This window comes from Streptomyces sp. NPDC048462 (assembly GCF_043200175.1).
Taxonomy (GTDB): Bacteria; Actinomycetota; Actinomycetes; order Streptomycetales; family Streptomycetaceae; genus Streptomyces.
Genome location: NZ_JBICXG010000009.1, coordinates 196,281 through 213,584, shown reverse-complemented (window position 1 = coordinate 213,584; position 17,304 = coordinate 196,281). Strand labels below are relative to the sequence as shown.

At 70.5% G+C, this 17,304-nt stretch carries 14 protein-coding genes and 1 tRNA gene; 3 read left to right on the top strand and 12 right to left on the bottom strand.

The features are described 5' to 3' along the window. Positions 1-14 precede the first annotated feature (14 nt). Positions 15-1,415, bottom strand: coding sequence for a peptidoglycan-binding protein (locus tag ACGFU6_RS18025; RefSeq protein WP_393611832.1), 1,401 nt, complete (start codon positions 1,413-1,415; stop codon positions 15-17). 183 nt (positions 1,416-1,598) lie between these two features. Here ACGFU6_RS18025 and ACGFU6_RS18020 point away from each other — a divergent pair. The 3 genes from ACGFU6_RS18020 (at position 1,599) to ACGFU6_RS18010 (ending at position 6,099) form a co-directional block, all read left to right on the top strand. Continuing rightward, positions 1,599-1,672: transfer RNA gene (locus tag ACGFU6_RS18020), tRNA-Lys, on the top strand. 570 nt (positions 1,673-2,242) lie between these two features. Beyond that, positions 2,243-4,168: a glycosyltransferase gene (locus ACGFU6_RS18015; RefSeq protein ID WP_393611831.1), complete on the top strand. Its 1,926-nt coding sequence runs from the start codon at positions 2,243-2,245 to the stop codon at positions 4,166-4,168. Continuing rightward, positions 4,165-6,099 carry a galactose oxidase-like domain-containing protein gene (locus tag ACGFU6_RS18010; RefSeq protein WP_393611830.1) on the top strand — a complete coding sequence of 645 codons (1,935 nt, stop codon included), beginning with the start codon at positions 4,165-4,167 and terminating at the stop codon, positions 6,097-6,099. Before ACGFU6_RS18015 ends, ACGFU6_RS18010 begins: the two co-directional genes overlap by 4 nt. Before the next feature lie 34 nt (positions 6,100-6,133). Here ACGFU6_RS18010 and ACGFU6_RS18005 read toward each other — a convergent pair whose 3' ends face one another. From ACGFU6_RS18005 to ACGFU6_RS17955, 11 genes are all read right to left on the bottom strand, one after another. After that, the gene (locus ACGFU6_RS18005) at positions 6,134-7,171 is read right to left on the bottom strand and encodes a glycoside hydrolase family 6 protein (protein WP_393611905.1); all 1,038 of its coding nucleotides are present in this window, start codon (positions 7,169-7,171) and stop codon (positions 6,134-6,136) included. A 374-nt stretch (positions 7,172-7,545) separates the two neighbouring features. After that, entirely contained in the window at positions 7,546-8,271 is a 726-nt protein-coding gene (locus ACGFU6_RS18000) for a class F sortase (RefSeq protein WP_393611828.1), read from the bottom strand. A 1-nt stretch (position 8,272) separates the two neighbouring features. Next, entirely contained in the window at positions 8,273-8,836 is a 564-nt protein-coding gene (locus ACGFU6_RS17995; RefSeq protein ID WP_393611827.1) for a hypothetical protein, read from the bottom strand. A 121-nt stretch (positions 8,837-8,957) separates the two neighbouring features. Then, on the bottom strand, positions 8,958-9,746 hold the full coding sequence (locus ACGFU6_RS17990; protein ID WP_123525825.1) for an HAD-IIA family hydrolase: 789 nt from the start codon (positions 9,744-9,746) through the stop codon (positions 8,958-8,960). Between the two features lie 117 nt (positions 9,747-9,863). After that, on the bottom strand, positions 9,864-11,348 hold the full coding sequence (locus ACGFU6_RS17985; protein WP_393611903.1) for an alkaline phosphatase family protein: 1,485 nt from the start codon (positions 11,346-11,348) through the stop codon (positions 9,864-9,866). Between the two features lie 162 nt (positions 11,349-11,510). Then, positions 11,511-12,572, bottom strand: coding sequence for a 2-aminoethylphosphonate ABC transporter substrate-binding protein (locus ACGFU6_RS17980; RefSeq protein ID WP_393611824.1), 1,062 nt, complete (start codon positions 12,570-12,572; stop codon positions 11,511-11,513). A gap of 40 nt (positions 12,573-12,612) precedes the next feature. Next, positions 12,613-13,410, bottom strand: a complete 798-nt coding sequence (locus ACGFU6_RS17975) for an ABC transporter permease (protein WP_393611822.1) — start codon at positions 13,408-13,410, stop codon at positions 12,613-12,615. Further along, positions 13,397-14,281, bottom strand: a complete 885-nt coding sequence (locus ACGFU6_RS17970; protein ID WP_393611821.1) for a 2-aminoethylphosphonate ABC transporter permease subunit — start codon at positions 14,279-14,281, stop codon at positions 13,397-13,399. Before ACGFU6_RS17970 ends, ACGFU6_RS17975 begins: the two co-directional genes overlap by 14 nt. Continuing rightward, a complete protein-coding gene (locus tag ACGFU6_RS17965; RefSeq protein WP_393611819.1) occupies positions 14,274-15,389 on the bottom strand; it encodes an ABC transporter ATP-binding protein in 1,116 nt (371 codons plus the stop codon). The genes ACGFU6_RS17970 and ACGFU6_RS17965 overlap by 8 nt, the downstream gene beginning before the upstream one ends. Further along, entirely contained in the window at positions 15,386-16,093 is a 708-nt protein-coding gene (locus tag ACGFU6_RS17960) for a phosphonatase-like hydrolase (protein WP_393611817.1), read from the bottom strand. Before ACGFU6_RS17960 ends, ACGFU6_RS17965 begins: the two co-directional genes overlap by 4 nt. Continuing rightward, positions 16,090-17,214 carry a TIGR03364 family FAD-dependent oxidoreductase gene (locus ACGFU6_RS17955; RefSeq protein ID WP_393611815.1) on the bottom strand — a complete coding sequence of 375 codons (1,125 nt, stop codon included), beginning with the start codon at positions 17,212-17,214 and terminating at the stop codon, positions 16,090-16,092. The genes ACGFU6_RS17960 and ACGFU6_RS17955 overlap by 4 nt, the downstream gene beginning before the upstream one ends. Positions 17,215-17,304: the final 90 nt, after the last annotated feature.

The following is a 17,304-nucleotide window of genomic DNA, read 5'->3' as shown; positions in this document are numbered from 1 at the left end:
TCATGTGCGTCGTGTCACGCGAAGAGTCGCCGCCAGGTCTCCGGACCCGGATAGCCGTCGGCCTCCGCACCCCGCCAGCCCTGGGCCTTCTGGAAGGCCTCGGCATTGCGCCGGTCCGCCTCGGTCCACCGGGGTCCGGGGCCCGACAGGTAGTACTTGCCGTATCCCTTCTTCACCAACTGTTTCCCGAGCCTGTCGACATGGCTGTTGGACTGACCCGACCGGAAATAGCCCCGGCCGGGGAAGGCGGGCACCCCCTTCGAGCCGCCCTGGCCGCTTCCGCCCGCCGCGGGGATGTCATGGCCGGTACCGCTGGTCAGCAGGCGCCAGGTGTCGGGGCCCGGGATGCCGTCGGCCTCCTTGCCCTTCCAGCCCTGGGCCTTCTGGAACGCCTCGGTCGCCTGCCGGTCGGCGCTGCCCCAGGCGGGCCCGGGGCCGACCTCGTAGAAGCGCTTGCCGCCCCGGGCGACGAGCAGTCTGCCCAGCTGGGTGACGTAGGCGTTGTCGGCACCCGGGCCGAACTTCCCGGCCCCCGGGAACGTCGTCGTCGAGCCGCTGCCGCCGGTCCCGGTGCTGAGCCCCTTGTACCGGTAGGCGACGTAGCTGCCCGAGTTGGTCCAGTACGCCATGGGCGTCGTCTGCTTGCGCGTGTGCGGCGTGGTCTGCTCGTACGCCGTGTAATGGGTGTGGGTGTAGTCCGTCCAGCCGCCGAAGATCGTGACGTGCGAGCCCTTCGAGGGGTCGGCCGGGTTGTGGAAGAGCAGGATGTCGCCGGGCTGGAGATCCTCCCGGGCGATCCGCGTCCCGTACGAGGCGAGGCTGCCGGTCCACTCGTTGCCCGGCAGGTTCCAGGCCATCGACACATAGCCGGAACAGTCCTGCCGGTACCCGTCCGACCAGTACTTGCTCATGCTGTACGGGACCTGAGCGGTGATCCACTTCTTCGCGCGGTTGATGATGTCGGCCCGGCTGGTCTTGCGCAGCGTGGGCGTGTCCGTCTGCGAGGCGGGCGGGCCGGAGGCCCCCGCACCCTGCAACGGGCCGGGCCCGCCCTGCGGACTCTCCGGTCCGGGGTCGGCCGGATCGGCCGCGTCCCCCGGCTCGGCCAGGACCGCCTCCACCGGTACCGCCCCGGCGGCCGGGGCCGGGCCGGCCCCCGGTTCCGGGTCGGCCGGCAGGGCCGGATCGGTCACCGGGGCGGGGTCGGCCGCCGCCGTCGCCGCCTCCGCCAGACCGGCGCTCAGCACCACCCCGGCGGCGGTGACCAGCACCAGCGCGCGCCGCGCGCCGTGCGCGGCCGGATGTCCTCCCTGCCGCGTCGGCAGTGCCGAGGCCGCGGTTCGCCGTTGTACGGCACACCCCGCACAGGTGCAGTCGATGGCGGGCACGTACTCCTCGAAGGCCGGCACAGTCATGCGATTCCCTCCGCAGTTGTCAAGATCTTTGGGAGCATCTGTACGGGCGTCAGTGTCTCAACTCTCCTGACATATCGCATTTTGACGGATAGAAGAGAAAAAACGACCATCCGACAGGCCGGGACGGGCCGGAAATGGTCCGGAGCACCACCCCGGATCGGGTAGAGTTCTCCAGGTCAGCAGGCGCCGCTAGCTCAGTTGGTTAGAGCAGCTGACTCTTAATCAGCGGGTCCGGGGTTCGAGTCCCTGGCGGCGCACGCAAAGTCAAGGCCCCCTCACCACGCGTGAGGGGGCCTTGACTGCTTTCCGGCCCAGCCCCCGGCCCGTTCTCCGGCATCCCGCACAGGTGCCGCACAGCGAATTCTTTGCTCACGCACAGTCTGCCCACGCCCGACGCACAGTAACCAGTTGGTCACCGGGAGGCGCGGGCCCCCTTTGCGGGCACCCCAATTGCCTCCTGTTACGCCTCGGCGTCCTCTCGCCGCAGGGGCCCCTCAAATCGTGCGTATGAGCGGTTAATAGTCCGTTCCACCCTTGCGGTCACGAGCCGAACCGGCCAACCTGTCCGAGGTTCGCCGGTGCCAACCACACCGGCGAACCGGGCAGTTGGGGGCATTAGAGGGGGATGTTCCGGTTGTGTGCGATGCGAGGTGGGGGCCTCGCACATGAGCAAATGCCGAGCAGGCATCATGCAACCGAAGGGCGCCGTTCCGTGTCTCTGGAAGGGTGGCCCACCACTGAGCCGTCGGTCGCGTTCCAGGGGGGTACGCGGCAGGCGAAAGGAACGACCGACCACGCAGCCCCGCCTGCGTGCAGGGGGATGACCCATGACGTCGACGCCGCCAGGCGCCCGGCCGAACAACGACGACCCTTCCCGGACCACGGAGCTTCGGATACCCCCGAAGCTCCGGACCGGGGGCCACGGCCGGCGTCCGAAGAAGGCGCTGCCACGCTACGACTACGAGCACTACAGCCGGCTCGCCGGGCCACTGACCCAGCCCGATCCGGCCAAGCCGTACACCGTTCGCTACCGCTCGCTCCTCTCCCAGGAGCCGCACCGGATACGCGCGGCGCTCCTGCTGGGCGCCGCACCGCTCGTCTCGCTCGGCCTGTTCGCCTGGCTGATGCAGCCCGAGCACTGGACGCAGCGCGACCCGAACCTCAGAGACAACACGCTCCTGATCCTCGACATCGTGATGCTGGTGTCGATCGGCCTGATCGAGCTGTTCCGCACCCTGAACGTGCTGTCCAACGCGCACGCCACCCTGGTCGCGCGCGATCCGGTGCCGGTCGTGCCGGAGAACGGCACCAGGGTCGCCTTCCTCACCTCCTTCGTCCCGGGCAAGGAACCCCTGGAGATGGTGACGAAGACACTGGAGGCAGCCGTCCGCATCCGCCACCGCGGCCTGATGCACGTCTGGCTGCTCGACGAGGGCGACGACCCGGCCGTCAAGGAGGTCTGCCGGCGCCTCGGTGTGCACCACTTCTCCCGCAAGGGCGTGGCGCACTGGAACCAGGCCAAGGGCCCGCACCGGGCGAAGACCAAGCACGGCAACTACAACGCCTGGCTCGACGCGCACGGCGACCGTTACGACTTCTTCGCATCGGTCGACACCGACCACGTCCCGATGCCCAACTACCTGGAGCGGATGCTCGGCTACTTCCGCGACCCGGACGTCGGCTTCGTCATCGGCCCGCAGGTGTACGGCAACTACGACACCTTCGTCACCAAGGCCGCCGAGTCGCAGCAGTTCCTCTTCCACGCGCTGATCCAGCGCGCGGGCAACCGCTACGGTGCCCCGATGTTCGTCGGCACCAGCAACGCGGTGCGGATCTCGGCCCTCAAGCAGATCGGCGGCCTGTACGACTCGATCACCGAGGACATGGCGACCGGCTTCGAGATGCACCGCGCCCGCAACCCGCGCACCGGCCGCAAGTGGCGCTCGGTGTACACCCCGGACGTACTGGCCGTGGGCGAGGGCCCGACCGCGTGGACCGACTTCTTCACCCAGCAGCTGCGCTGGTCGCGCGGGACGTACGAGACGATCCTCAAGCAGTACTGGAAGGGCTTCTTCTCGATGCCCGCGGGCAAGCTCTTCAACTACACCATGATGATCATCTTCTACCCGATGTCCGCCATGAACTGGATCCTGGCGGCCCTCAGTTGCGCCCTGTTCCTGGGCATGGGCGCCTCGGGCGTGCAGATCGACCCGGTCGTCTGGATGATGCTGTACGGCAACGCCTCCGCGCTCCAGATCGGCCTGTACATCTGGAACCGCCGCCACAACGTCTCGCCGCACGAGCCCGAGGGCTCCGGCGGGCTGGCCGGCATGATGATGTCCGCGCTCTCCGCGCCCATCTACGCCCGCTCGCTGATGGACGCCGTGCTGCGCCGCAAGAGCTCGTTCGTGGTCACGCCCAAGGGCGACTCCTCCAGCCCGGACACCCTCTTCGGGACCTTCCGCATCCACCTCTTCTTCATCCTGGTCTTCGCCGGCTCGATCGTGGCCTCGTATCTCCTCGGGCACAGCCATCCCGCGATGCTCACCTGGGCCGCGCTGGCGCTGCTGATCACCTCGGCGCCGGTCTTCGGCTGGCGGTACACCGTGCGGGCGGAGAAGAAGAAGCGCCGCGCGGGGCCACCGCCACCGAGCGGCCCGCCCGCCGGGCAGCAGGACGCCCGGCAGGAGAACACCGGCTGGGCCGGGAACGAACAGACCATGCAGATCGCCCTTGGGGGACGTAAACCATGAAGTACCGTCCGAGCCGCCGTACCCGCCGCATGGCGATCAGTACGGCGGTCGTCCTCGCGCTCGCGGGAGCGAACGGGCCGTGGCTGTACCGCTTCAGCACCGAGCGCTACCACGACTACAAGATCAACCAAGCCGGGTACAAGGCCACCAACGGCCACTGGGACTTCCTGGACATCCCGTCCGAGTACAAGATCAACACGATTCACGCGGCGCTGCTGCACACCGGCAAGGTGCTGCTGGTCGCGGGCTCGGGCAACAACCAGAAGAACTTCGACGCGAAGAGCTTCCGTTCGGTGCTGTGGGACCCGAAGACCAACGGGTTCAAGAACATACCCACGCCCAAGGACATGTTCTGCGCCGGTCACACCCAGCTGCCGGACGGCAAGCTGCTCATAGCCGGCGGCACGAAGCAGTACGAGAAGCTCAAGGGCGACGTCACCAAGGCCGGCGGCCTGATGATCGTCCACAACGAGGACCCGGACAAGCCGATCACGCTTCCGGCGGGCACCAGATTCACCGGCAAGACCAACGGCAGGACCTTCGTCACCAAGGACCCCGTGCTGGTGGAGAAGGCCAAGAAGGTCTTCGACAAGAACACCGGCGCCTTCCTGCGCAACGACCCCGGGCTCGGCCGGATCTACGTCGAGGCGCAGAAGTCCGGTACGAAGTACGAGACGGGCACCGAGGACAACTACCGGATAGCCGGCCTGTCCGGCTCGGACACCCGCAACGTGTACGGGATCGCCCAGAAGCTCGCCCTGGACAAGAAGGACTTCCAGGGCATCCGGGAGGCCTTCGAGTTCGATCCGGTGGCGGAGAAGTACATCACCGTCGACCCGATGAACGAGGCCCGCTGGTACCCGACGCTGACCACGCTCAAGGACGGCAAGGTCCTCGCCATGTCCGGCCTGGACGAGATCGGCCAGATCGTGCCCGGCAAGGACGAGGTCTACGACCCGAAGACCAGGAAGTGGACGTACACCGGCATCGTCCGGAAGTTCCCCACCTATCCGGCGGTCTTCCTCCTCAACGACGGCAAGCTCTTCTACTCCGGCTCGAACGCGGGCTACGGCCCCGCCACCGTCGGCCGCGCGCCCGGTGTCTGGGACCTGGCGACGAACAAGTTCACCAAGATCCCCGGCCTGAGCGACCCGGATCAGATGGAGACCTCGGCGACCGTGCGGCTGCCCCCGGCCCAGGACGAGAAGTTCATGGTGATCGGCGGCGGCGGCGTCGGTGAGTCCGACAAGTCCAGCGAGAAGTCCCGGCTGGTCGACCTCCAGGACGCCGACCCGAAGTTCAAGGACGGCGCGTCCCTGGACGAGGGCACCCGCTATCCCAGCGCGTCCCTGCTCCCGGACGACTCCCTGCTGGTCACCGGCGGCTCCAACGACTACCGGGGCCGCGGCGCCTCCAACGTCCTCCAGGCGCGGCTCTATGACGCGAAGACGGACACGTACGAGCGGGTCGCGGACCCGGCGGTGGGCCGCAACTACCACTCGGGCTCGGTGCTCCTGCCCGACGGCCGGGTGATGATCTTCGGCTCGGACTCGCTCTACTCCGACAAGGCGAACACCCGGCCCGGCGTCTTCGAGCAGCGCATCGAGATCTACACCCCGCCCTACCTCTACCGCGACTCGCGGCCCGAACTGACCGCCGGGCCGAAGGAGATCAAGCGCGGCGGCACGGCGGTGTTCACCACCAACCAGGCGGCGGACATCAAGTCCGCGAAGCTGATGCGGCCGAGCGCGGTCACCCACGTCACGGACACGGACCAGCGCTCCGTGGCCCTGGACCTGAAGAAGACGGACGGCGAGATCTCGGTGACGGTGCCGAAGAACCGGGCGCTGGTGCCGTCCGGCTGGTACATGCTCTTCGTCACCGACGGCAAGGGCACGCCGTCCGAGGGGACGTGGGTCGAGGTGCCGTAGGGCCTACGCGGCAGCGGACGGGGGCTGACCGCCCCTATCCGGTGCCGCGGGCCAGGCCCAGCGCGTACTCGGGCCACCAGTCGCCGGCCTTCGGGCCGCCCCGGCAGTCGCCGTCGGACTCCCCCGGGCGCTTGATCCAGAGGTAGGCGTCGACCAGTTCGTCGCCCGTGGACGTCGTCGGTGTCTCGCCCAGGGCCCGTCCCGGCGGGTTGCACCAGGTCTTCGCGGGATCGCCGCCGGTGTACGGGCCGTTGCCGTTGCGGCTGGTGTCGATGACGAACGGCTTGCCGCCCACCTTCGCGGACAGCCGCTTGCCGAAGTCCTTGCTGACGTCGTTGGTCTGGAAGTTGGAGACGTTCACCGCGAAACCGTCGGCCCTGTCGATGCCCGCCTGGCGCAGGGGCTGGAAGAGCGCGTCCGGCGTGTGCCAGCCCGCGTTGCCCGCGTCCAGGTAGACCTTGGTGCCGGGCAGCTCCTTCAGCCTCTCCACCGCGCCCTTGAGCAGGTCGTAGCGCTCCTCGTGGAACTCCTGCGGGGTGCACCCGTCGACCAGGTGCAGCACCGCGTCCGGCTCCAGGATCACCGTGGCGCCCCGGTCGCCGATGCCCTTGGCGACGCCCTCCAGCCAGGCCCGGTAGGCGTCGCCGTCGGCGGCACCGCCCTTGGAGAACTGTCCGCAGTCGCGGTGCGGGATGTTGTAGAGGACCAGCAGCGCCTCGCGGTCGGCCTTCGCCGCGGCCTCCGTGAAGCCCTTGGCCTCGGCCTCCGGACTGTCCGGGCCGATCCACTCGCCGACCGGCTGCCCCGCGATCTTCCGGACCAGACCGGCGTCCTTCGCGTTGCCGTCCCCGGTGTACCGGGCGACCTGCCGGGCGGCGTTCCCGTCGGGGTTGACCCAGTACGGGTCGGTGCCCTTGGGCTGCTGCCCGATGGCCGCGGGGTTCTTCCCGCCGGAACCCCCCTCGTCCCCGCCGTCACCGGAAGACGAACATCCGGCGAGCAGCAGCACCGCGCCGAGCACGGCCGCACCCGCTCCCCGCATACCGAACCGGCCGTTGTGGCTGGCGTACATCCACTCCCCCTCGGGTGCGACGGCGGTGCACTGTCGCATCGCCGCCCATCCTGGCACAGCGCCTGGCAGCGCCCCGGCCCCTCACCACATCACCGACGAGCCGTTACGGCGGGTTCACCACGCTCTGCCCGACTTGGCCGGGCGCGGAGAGTGACTGGTTATCGACGTACCGTCAGAAAGCAGGTGGGCTTGTCGAGTTCGGCGTCCTACAGTGGGCGTGCGGCGGACGTGGACGCCACCGACCTCCCGTGTCCGCGCCGGGCCACTCCCGCGGCCCGCGCCCCGCGGTCGAGGACCGGCCCGGCCGGCGCCCGGAACACCGGGCGGCCGGCCGGGCCGTGTACACCCGGGGCCGAGGCCGGGCACCGCCCCCGCTACGCCGGCTCCCTGGCCGCCTGCCCGGTCTCGTCGGCCGCCTTCTCCGCGGCCTTCTCCGCCGACTCCTCGCCGGTCAGATACGCCGAGACGACCACGTTCGCGGTGTACGAGTGCGAGGCGCGGTCGTACGTGCCGCCGCAGGTGATCAGCCGGAGCTCGGCCCGGCCGTCCTTGCGGGGCCCGTACGCCTTCTGGGCGTTGAAGCGGGCCCGGGTGAAGACCTGGACGTCGTCGATGGTGAACTCCGCGACGGTGCCGTCGGTCCGGGTCACCTCGACCTTGGCGCCGGGGCGGGCCGCGCTGAGCCCGTAGAAGACGGCCGGCTTGGTCTCGGTGTCGACGTGGCCGACGAACAGCGCCGGCCCCTTGGCGCCGGGCTCGGTGCCGCTGCCGTACCAGCCGACGGTCTGGGGCGTGTCGAAGGACGGCGGTTCGATCGCCCCGTCCCCGTCCAGGCCCCGGGACACGACGGGGGCCCGGATGCCGATCGACGGAATCTCCACGCTCCGCGGCGTCACGCCCTCGATCGGGTCGTGCGCGGGGGGCAGCGGCACGCCGAGCGGGCGTCCGACCGCGGCGACGTCCCCGGTGGTCGGGGCGGAGCCGATGCCGGAGCCGTCGGTGATGCCTCGGCCCCAGAGCCACAGGCCCAGCAGCAGTACGGCCCAGGCCACTCCGGTGAGCAGCCTGCCGTGCCCCGTCGAGCGGTCCGAGGACGACATGTCAGTCGACGGCCGGGCGGCGGCGGCGCGCGCTGCGGAAGGCGACCGCCACGGCGGCCACGGCGGCCAGGGCGAGGCCGACCAACGCGTGGACGGTGCCGGGGCCCTCCTGCCGGGCGGCCTGGTCGGCGAGTACGGCGGTGCCGCCGCCACCCGCGCGGACGGGGGCGACCGGCATGGGCCGGTTGCGGTGGACGACGGTGACGACGCCGGACACCTTGGTGTGCCGGTCGTCCTTGCACACCACCTGGATGTCGTAGTCGCCGGGCTCGGCGTCGGAGCGGATCCGGGCCTCCGCGAAGAGCGTCCGGTCGTCACCGGGCGAGAAGCGCGCCTCGGAGACGAAGGCATCGGAGTTCCCCTTGGCCTCCTTGCCCTTGCAGCCGCCGACCTCCAGGTCGACCTCGCCGCCCGGAGCGATGGAGGACGGGGAGACCGAGAGGGTGGCCCGGGACCGCGAGTCCTGGTCGTGGTCCGAACCGGAATTGGCCAGTGCGACGGAAGCGGGCATCAGGGTCGCCGCAGCCGCTGCGGCGGCACAGAACGTGAGGGGTATTGAACGCATCGTGAACCTCCTTATGGAAGGTTCACGCGTGCGGCGTGTTTCCGCATCCGCAGAGGCCCGGGTACTGGGCCGGTGGAGTGGGCGGGGAGACGGCGCCGGAGCGCCGCTCCCCCGCCCGTGATCAGCCCAGGTCGACGAGGTTCACCAGGTCGGCGATGGAGTCGACCACGGTGGACGGCCGGAACGGGTACCTGTCGATGTCCGCGACCGTGGTGAGCCCGGTGAGCACCAGGAACGTCTGCATGCCCGCCTCCAGGCCGGCCAGCACGTCGGTGTCCATCCGGTCGCCGATCATGGCGCTGGACTCGGAGTGGGCGCCGATCGCGTTGAGCCCGGTGCGCATCATCAGCGGGTTGGGCTTGCCCGCGAAGTACGGGGCCTTGCCGGTCGCCTTGGTGATGAGGGCGGCGACGGACCCGGTGGCGGGCAGCGGGCCCTCGGCGGACGGGCCGGTCTCGTCCGGGTTGGTGCAGATGAAGCGGGCGCCGCCGTTGATCAGCCGGATCGCCTTGGTGAGCGCCTCGAAGGAGTACGTACGGGTCTCCCCGAGCACCACGTAGTCGGGCTCGTGGTCGGTGAGGACGTAGCCGATGTCGTGCAGTGCGGTGGTCAGCCCGGCCTCACCGATGACGTACGCCGTGCCGCCGGGCCGCTGGTCGTCCAGGAACTGGGCGGTGGCCAGCGCGGAGGTCCAGATGTTCTCGACGGGCACGTCGAGGCCCATCCGGTTGAGCCGGGCGTGCAGGTCGCGCGCGGTGTAGATGGAGTTGTTGGTGAGGACCAGGAAGGGCAGCCCGGACTCCCGCAGCCGCTTGATGAAGGCGTCGGCGCCGGGGATCGGGGTCCCCTCGTGGATGAGGACTCCGTCCATGTCGGTGAGCCAGGACGAGATCGGCTTGCGCTCTGCCATGCGGGACTCCTGATGTGCCGTACGCCGGGTGCGGGACGCCGGCGGCACCGCGTTGTGCAGCGCCGGCGTACCCGATTTTAGGGGGTCCTTCCACAGCGGTCCGGCCGCGGCGGTGGATCAGCCGGACGTGATCCTCACACCGTCGACCGCCCAGAACCAGTTGTTGCCCCCTGTGTACCGGAATCGGACCTGGGCGGTGGAGACTCCGGCCGGGACCTGGAGGGCGAGCGACTCGCTCCTGGAGACGGTGTCCGAGGTGTATGTCTTCACGGGGACGGGTGCGGCGCCGTCGTAGGAGACGAGGACCTCGCCCTTCTGCGGGGCCTCCTGGCGGTAGTGGGTGGTGTAGGCGAGGGTGGCGGTGCGGCCGCCGGTGACCGGCCAGGCGGGGCTGATCAGGGTGGAGTCGAAGGTGCCGGTGTAGCTCTTGTCGACCCATTCGTCGCCGTCGGCGACCGCGAAGACGTTCCGGGCCCGGACGTTGTTCTCGCGCCACTGGCCGCGTTCGGCGGCGGTCCAGAACTCGTCGGTGGTGAAGGTCCAGCCGCGCCATTCGGTGACGCCGCCGGTGCCCATCGCGCTGTTGTCGATCGTCCACCCGGCGGGCGGGGTGTGGGTGAAGCCGAGGACCGAGGCTCCGATGCCCGTCTCGTCGGCCCGGGTCCGCAGCTTCGGGCGCAGTGCGTCGAAGGCGTCGGGGGACGGCTGCTGGAGCGGCCGCCCGTCTAGCCCCCAGGCCGGGTCGACGGCTATGCCGAGGTGGGCGAGGGCGGAGACCGCGACGTCGGGCATCTTGATGTCGTAGCGGGTCGAGCCCGCGGTGATGGCGCCGCCGCTCGCGATGAGGAAGGTCTGCCGTTCGGCCGCGCTCGCCCCGCCGTGGCCGCCGGCGTCGGTGTGCCCGTGGTCGGCGGTGATCATGATGAGCCAGTCCTCGGAGCCATAGCCGGCCCGGCCCTTCACCGCCGCGACGAGTTGGCCGACCTGGGTGTCGACGCCGTGGATCGCGTCCAGGTACTGGGTGCTGGCGGCGCCGTAGCTGTGGCCCGCGTGGTCGACGTTGTCGAGGTGGACGAAGACCGCGTCCCGGTTGCCGCCGGCGAGTTCGGCGGCGGCCCGGCTGGTGGTGCCGGTGTCGTACTCGGCGTCCGGGGTGGAGACGCGGGTGTCGACCTTCGCGGAGAAGATCGTGTCGGTGACCGGGTTCCAGGAGGCGACGGCGTACGTGGAGAGCGCGGGCTTGGCCGTCTCGATCCGGGTGAGGAAGTCGGGGTAGCGCGCGAAGTCGTTGCCGGTGAAGGCGTTGTCCTTGACGTGGTGTTTGTCGGGCCAGACGCCCGTGATGATCGTGGACCAGCCGGGGCCGGACAGGGTGGGTGCCATCGGGTCGGCGTAGAGCGGGCTGACGGAGGTGAGGCCGGCCGCCATCAGTGCGTCGAGGTGGGGTGCGTCGGCATCCTTGATCCTGTTCAGCAGGGCTCCGTCCAGGCCGATGACCAGGACCTTGGGGGTGCGGGCCGCGGCGCGGGCGGTCGCCGCGGTGACGAGCGGCGCTGCGGCGGCGATGGCGGCCGCGCTCATGAGGAGCGTGCGGCGGGACATGGCTGAGCTCACGGGAATCCTCCGTCGAAGTGATGGGGGCACACGGGAAGGCGTTCAACTCCCCGCCGGAGTGCGCGGAGTTGAACCTGGGTCCAGACCCGTTATCTTTTCGCGATAATCCGCCGGAGGTCCAGACCCCCGGAGTGAACCGTCCGGGAACGGTCAGCTGCCGGTGGCCGACTTCCACGCGTCCACGTACGAGTCGAGGTTGGCCGCGATGTCCGACCAGTCCGGCTCGAAGACCTCGACCCCCGCCATCAGCTTCGTCAGCGCGACCGCGTTGGCGTCGGCCGCCTCGATGTCCTTGCGGGCGGAGAAGCCGCCGCCGACCGCGCTGACGTCCTTCTGGGCCCGCTCGGCGAGCATGAAGTCGAGCAGCTTCTTGCCGTTGGCACTGTGCGGGGCCTTGCTGACCAGTCCGGCGGCGTAGGGAAGGGCGAAGGTGGTGGGCTTTGAACCGGCCTTCGCGGGGAACCAGATGCCGAGGTTCGGCATGTCCTTGGACTGGGCGTAGTTCATCTGGACGTCGCCGTTGGCGGCCAGCAGTTCGCCCTTGTCGACCTTGGGCGCGAGCTTGCCGGTGGAGGCGGACGGGCCGACGTTGTTGGCCTGGAGCTTCTTCAGGTAGGCCATCGCCTGCTCCTTGCCGCCGAAGTCGTGCATGGCCTTGATGAGTACGGCGGTGCCGTCACCGGCGACTCCGGGGGTGGAGTACTGGACCTTCTCCTTGTACTTCCCGTCCAGCAGGTCCTCCCAGGTGGCGGGCGGGGTCTTCAGCTCCTTCGTGTTGCGGATGAAGCCGAAGTAGTTGTTGACGACGGAGGTCCACTTGGCGTCGGCCGCCTTGTCGGCGCTCTCCACCTGGTCGGAACCGGCCGGTTCGTAGGCCTGGAGGAGGCCCTTGGAGTCGGCCTGCTGGATGAACGGCGGGAGGGTGATCAGTACGTCGGCCTGGGTGTTGGTCTTCTCGCGGACGGCGCGCTGCACCATCTCGCCGGAGCCGCCCTCCACGTACTCGACCTTGATGCCGGTCTTCTTCTCGAAGTCCTTGAAGACCTTGTCGTACCAGCCGTCGCCGTTCTCGCCCTTGAGGCCGTCGGCGCTGTAGACGGTGACGGTCTTCTCGTCGGACGCGGCCGACGAGCCGCCGCAGGCGGACAGCGAGGCGGTGAGGGCGAGCGCGATGGCGCCGGCGGCTGTCGGCTTGAGGTGCTTCTTGCGCATGGGAGTCGTATCTCCTGGAAGAGGTGTCAGACGGGGGAGGTCAGCGGTAGGAGGCTCTGGTGCGGATGCGGGAGACCGCGAACAGCACGAGCAGCGTCGTCGCCATCAGGACCACGGCGACGGCGGCGCCGGTGAAGAGCGAGCCCCGGTCGGTGGCCGCGAAGATCTGCACCGGAAGGGGTGTCCAGTCCGGCGGGTAGAGCATCATCGTGGCGCTCAGCTCGCCCATGGACAGGGCGAAGCAGAGCCCGGCGGCCGCCGTGAGGGACGGCAGCAGGAGCGGCAGCCTGATGCGCCACAGGACGTATCCGGGGCGGGCGCCGAGACTGGCGGCCGCCTGTTCGTACATCGGGTCGAGACGTACTGTCGCGGCCGAAACCGACGCATAGGCGAACGCCGTGACAAGAACGGTGTGCGCCAGGATCACGATCCAGCGCGTGCCGTTGAGCAGCATCGGCGGCTTGCTGAAGGCGACGAGCACGGCGAGCCCGACGACGACGGACGGGACGGCGACCGGCAGCATGAACAGCGCGTCCAGGAACCGCTTCCCGCGCCGCCCGAGCGAGGCCGCGGCGAGCGCCGCCCAGGAGCCGACGATCAGCGCGAGGAGGCTCGCGGTGACGGCGGTGACCAGGCTGGTGGTGAGGGCCTGGAGGGAGTCGCCCGCGGTGGCCGCGTCGTAGTGCTCCAGGGTCGGCCCGGAGGGGAGGGCGCCGGACCAGTTCGTGGCGAACGAGGCGGCGAGCACGACCAGCAGGGGCACCGCGAACAGCGGGACGAACAGCAGCAGGAAGACGGCCCGGACAGCCCATTTCCCGGTACGGCTATGCACCAGCACGGCGGCTCACCACCCGGTACAGGCTGTAGAGGCCGACGGAGATCGCGATGTTGACGACGGCCACGACGCAGGCGGCCGGGTAGTCGGACTCCAGGATCGCCTTGCTGTAGACGAGCATCGGCAGGGTGGTGACGCCCTTCGCGCCGGTGAACAGCACGATGCCGAACTCGTTGAGGCACATCACCAGGACGAGGCTGCCGCCCGCCGCGAGCGCCGGGAGCGCCTCGGGGAGGATCACCTGCCGCACGATGCGAGCCGGTCCGGCGCCCAGCGAGGACGCCACCTCCAGTTGCGCGGTGTCGAGCTGGGAGAACGCGGCGAGCAGCGGGCGCATCACGAACGGGGTGAAGTAGGTGATCTCGGCGAGCAGGACACCCCACGGGGTGGTGAGGAAGTGGAAGGGCCCCTCGGCCGCCCCGGTGGCCCCGGTCCACAGGCCGTTGGCCATCCCGGCGTTGCCGTAGATGAACAGCAGGGCCAGCGTGATCAGGAAGGACGGGAAGGACAGGAAGACGTCGACGAACCGGGCGACGGCCCTGCCGCCGGGGAACGGTACGAAGGCGATGACCATCGCGAGGACGAATCCGAGCACGAGGCAGCCGGCCGTCGCGCCGGCCGCGAGCCAGACGGTGGTGGTGAGCGCCGAGCGGAAGGACGCGGAGGCGAAGACCTCGGTGTACGGGGCGGTGGAGGTACCGCCCTCGTCGGGGCTGAAGGACTGCTGGACGACGAGGAGCAGCGGGTAGAGGAAGACGACGGCGAGCACGGCGACGGGGGGCAGGGCCCAGAGGTTCCGGCCCGTCCGGCGTCCGGAGGCGGCGCCCCTGCCGGAGACGGCCGGCCTGATGTCCCCGGTGACGGCACTAGCCATGGGAGGCCCCCGCCCCGGCGGACACGCCATGTGACGCCCCCGCCCCGGCGGGCAGCAGCACCGCGTCCTCGGCGGCGAAGTGCAGCGTCGCCGTGTCCCCCAGTACGGGCGTCTCCCGCAGCTCACGGACGTCCGCCTTGATGCGGTGCCCGTCGACATCGACGTACAGCCGGTGGGTGGAGCCGCGCCACTGGACCTCGGAGATCGTGCCGGTCAGCGCGTTGGGCCCGGCACCGAGCCCGACCAGGTGCGGCCGGACGCAGAGCGTGGCGGTGACGCCCCCGGCCACCTGGCCGGTCGGTACGGCGAGTGCGTGCCCGGCGAAGTCCACCGTGTCGGCGGGCCCGGCGACGGTGACCGGCAGCAGGTTGGCGTTGCCGACGAACGAGGCGGTGAACTCGGTGCGCGGGCGCCGGTAGAGCTCCTGCGGGGTGTCGCAGTCCCGCAGCCGGGCCCGGTCCATGACGGCGATCCGGTCCGCGAGGGTGAGCGCCTCGACCTGGTCGTGGGTGACGTACAGGATGGAGACGTCGGGCAGTTCCCGGTGCAGCCTGGCCAGTTCGGTGAGCATCCCGGAGCGCAGCTGGGCGTCGAGCGCGGAGAGCGGTTCGTCGAGCAGCAGGACGCCGGGGCGGATGGCCAGCGCGCGGGCGATGGCGACGCGTTGCTGCTGGCCGCCGGAGAGCTCGCGCGGGTAGCGGCGGGCGAAGGCGGCCATGCCGACGAGTTCGAGCGCCTCGGCGACCCGGCCCGGTATCCCGGCCCTGTCGGCCTTCTGCGCCTTCAGGCCGAAGGCCACGTTGTCCTGGACCCGCAGGTGCGGGAAGAGGGCGTAGCTCTGGACGACCATGCCGATGCCGCGCTTGTGCGGCGGCAGGGCGGTGACGTCGCGGTCGCCGATGAAGACCCGTCCGGAGGCGGGCCGGACGAATCCGGCGACGGCGCGCAGGGCGGTCGTCTTGCCGGATCCGGAGGGCCCGAGCAGAGCCATGACCTCGCCGGGTTCCACGGTGAGATCGAGCCCGTCCAGGACGGTGTTCCCGCCGTAGGCGACGCTGACCCGGTCGAACCTGATGCCGCTGCGGACGGCCGGGGCCCCGCCCGTCATGCCTCGGCCCGCGCGATCAGGGCGGGCAGTTCGGCGACGGAGCCCAGCACGTGGGTGGCGCCGCTGCGGGTGAGCCGGTCCTTGTCGTGAGCACCGGTGAGGACGCCCGCGACGATCCCGGCCCCGGAGCGCACGCCGCTGAGCATGTCGTACGAGGTGTCCCCCGCGACGACGGTCCGGCGGACGTCGTCCACCGCGCCGGTGCGCAGGAGTGCGGCCAGGACCATGTCCGGGTAGGGGCGGCCCCGGCCGCCCGCGTCGGCGGGGCAGAGGGTCAGTTCGACGAGGTCCTGCCAGCCGAGCGCGGTGAGGATCGCGTCCTGGGTGGTGCGGGCGAACCCGGTGGACAGGACGACGGTGCGGCCCTCGGCCCGGAGCTGCTCGATGGCCTCGCGGGCGCCCGGGACGGGGGCGATGAGGCCGCCGTCGACCAGTTGTCCGTACGCCTCCTCGAAGGCGGTGTTGGCCCGCTGGGCGAGGGCCTCTCCGTCGAAGAGGTGGCGGAATACGGTGATCTTGGACTCGCCCATGGTGGCGCGGACGTAGTCGAGCTTCTCGGCGTGGCCGGCGGTGCCGGGCCGTACGCCGAGGTGTCCGGCGGCGGCGGAGAAGGCCCGCTCGACGAGGCCGCCGTCGGCGACGGTGGTGCCGGCCATGTCGAGGACGATCAGGTTGTGGGTGTTGTCCGTGGTCAACTTCTTCACCAGCCCAGTTCGTTGGCGGTCGTCTCGGCGATTGCGGGCGAGCAGGTCATGCCTCGGCCGCCTGGTCCGGTGACCAGCCAGACGCCGTCGCGCACCTGCTGGCGGTGGACGACGCGGCCGGTGTCGGTGCACTGGGCGTAGACCCCGGCCCAGCGGTGGCGGATGCGTGGCAGCGGGCGGCCGAGGAGGGTTTCGACGACGCCGGCCAGGTGCTCGTACGGCTCCTCGACGGTGTCGAAGGAGAAGGGGTGCTCGTACTCGTGGGTGTCGCCGATGGTCAGTCCGCCGTCTCGGCGCTGCACCATCAGGAGCTGCATCCGGTGTTCCGAGGCGGTGGCGGCCTGCGGCTGCCCGGCGTTGAGGGCGTCGAGCGCCTCGCCCCGGTAGGCGGGGTAGTAGCGGAAGCTGTCGGCGTCCGCGACGGACGTGGTGAGCTTCTCCCCGAGCGCGTCGGTCTGCATCATCTGAAGGCGGACCCGGCGCACCGGCAGGTCGGGCCCGGCCAGTTCGCGGACGAGCCCGCCGAGCCAGGCGCCGGTGGCCAGGACGACGGCGTCGCCCGTGTGCACGTCGCCGTGGTCGTCGCGGACGGACGCGGCGCCGACCACCTCGCGCACCTCGCGGCCGCCGAGGTAGGTGTACCGGCCGGAGGCCAGCAGCTCCCGCTTCAGGGCAAGTTGGGCGATGCGTGGCTCCACGGCCGCGTCCCGCTCGCACCACAGGGCCGCGCGGAAGCCGCCGCGCAGCGCCGGGTTGACCGCTCGGGCCTCGGCGGCGGTGAGCAGCTTGTAGCCGCGGGCCGCCGCGTCGGGGCGGGCGACGGCCGATTCGGCGACCGCGATCTCCCGTTCGGTCCGCAGCGGGGTGAGCGAACCGCAGGCGCGGAAGCTCAGGTCCGGCACCCGCTCGCCGATGGACTCCCACAGCTCACGGGCGCGGAGTGCGGTCTCCAGCTCCTCGCCACCGGCCCGGCCGCTGACCCATATCTGTCCGAAATTTCGGAGTGACGCTCCGCGTGCCTCGCTCTCGCGCTCGATCTGTACGACCTCGTGGCCGCGGTTCACTGCGTGCCAGGCGTGCATGGTTCCCACCACGCCGGCTCCTACGACGATGACTCTCACGAGGGCAACGCTCCTCGGGACGGGTGACCCGCACGGATCGGTACGGCAACGGGAGGGTGAACTGGACCCCAAACCTGGACTAGACCCGTT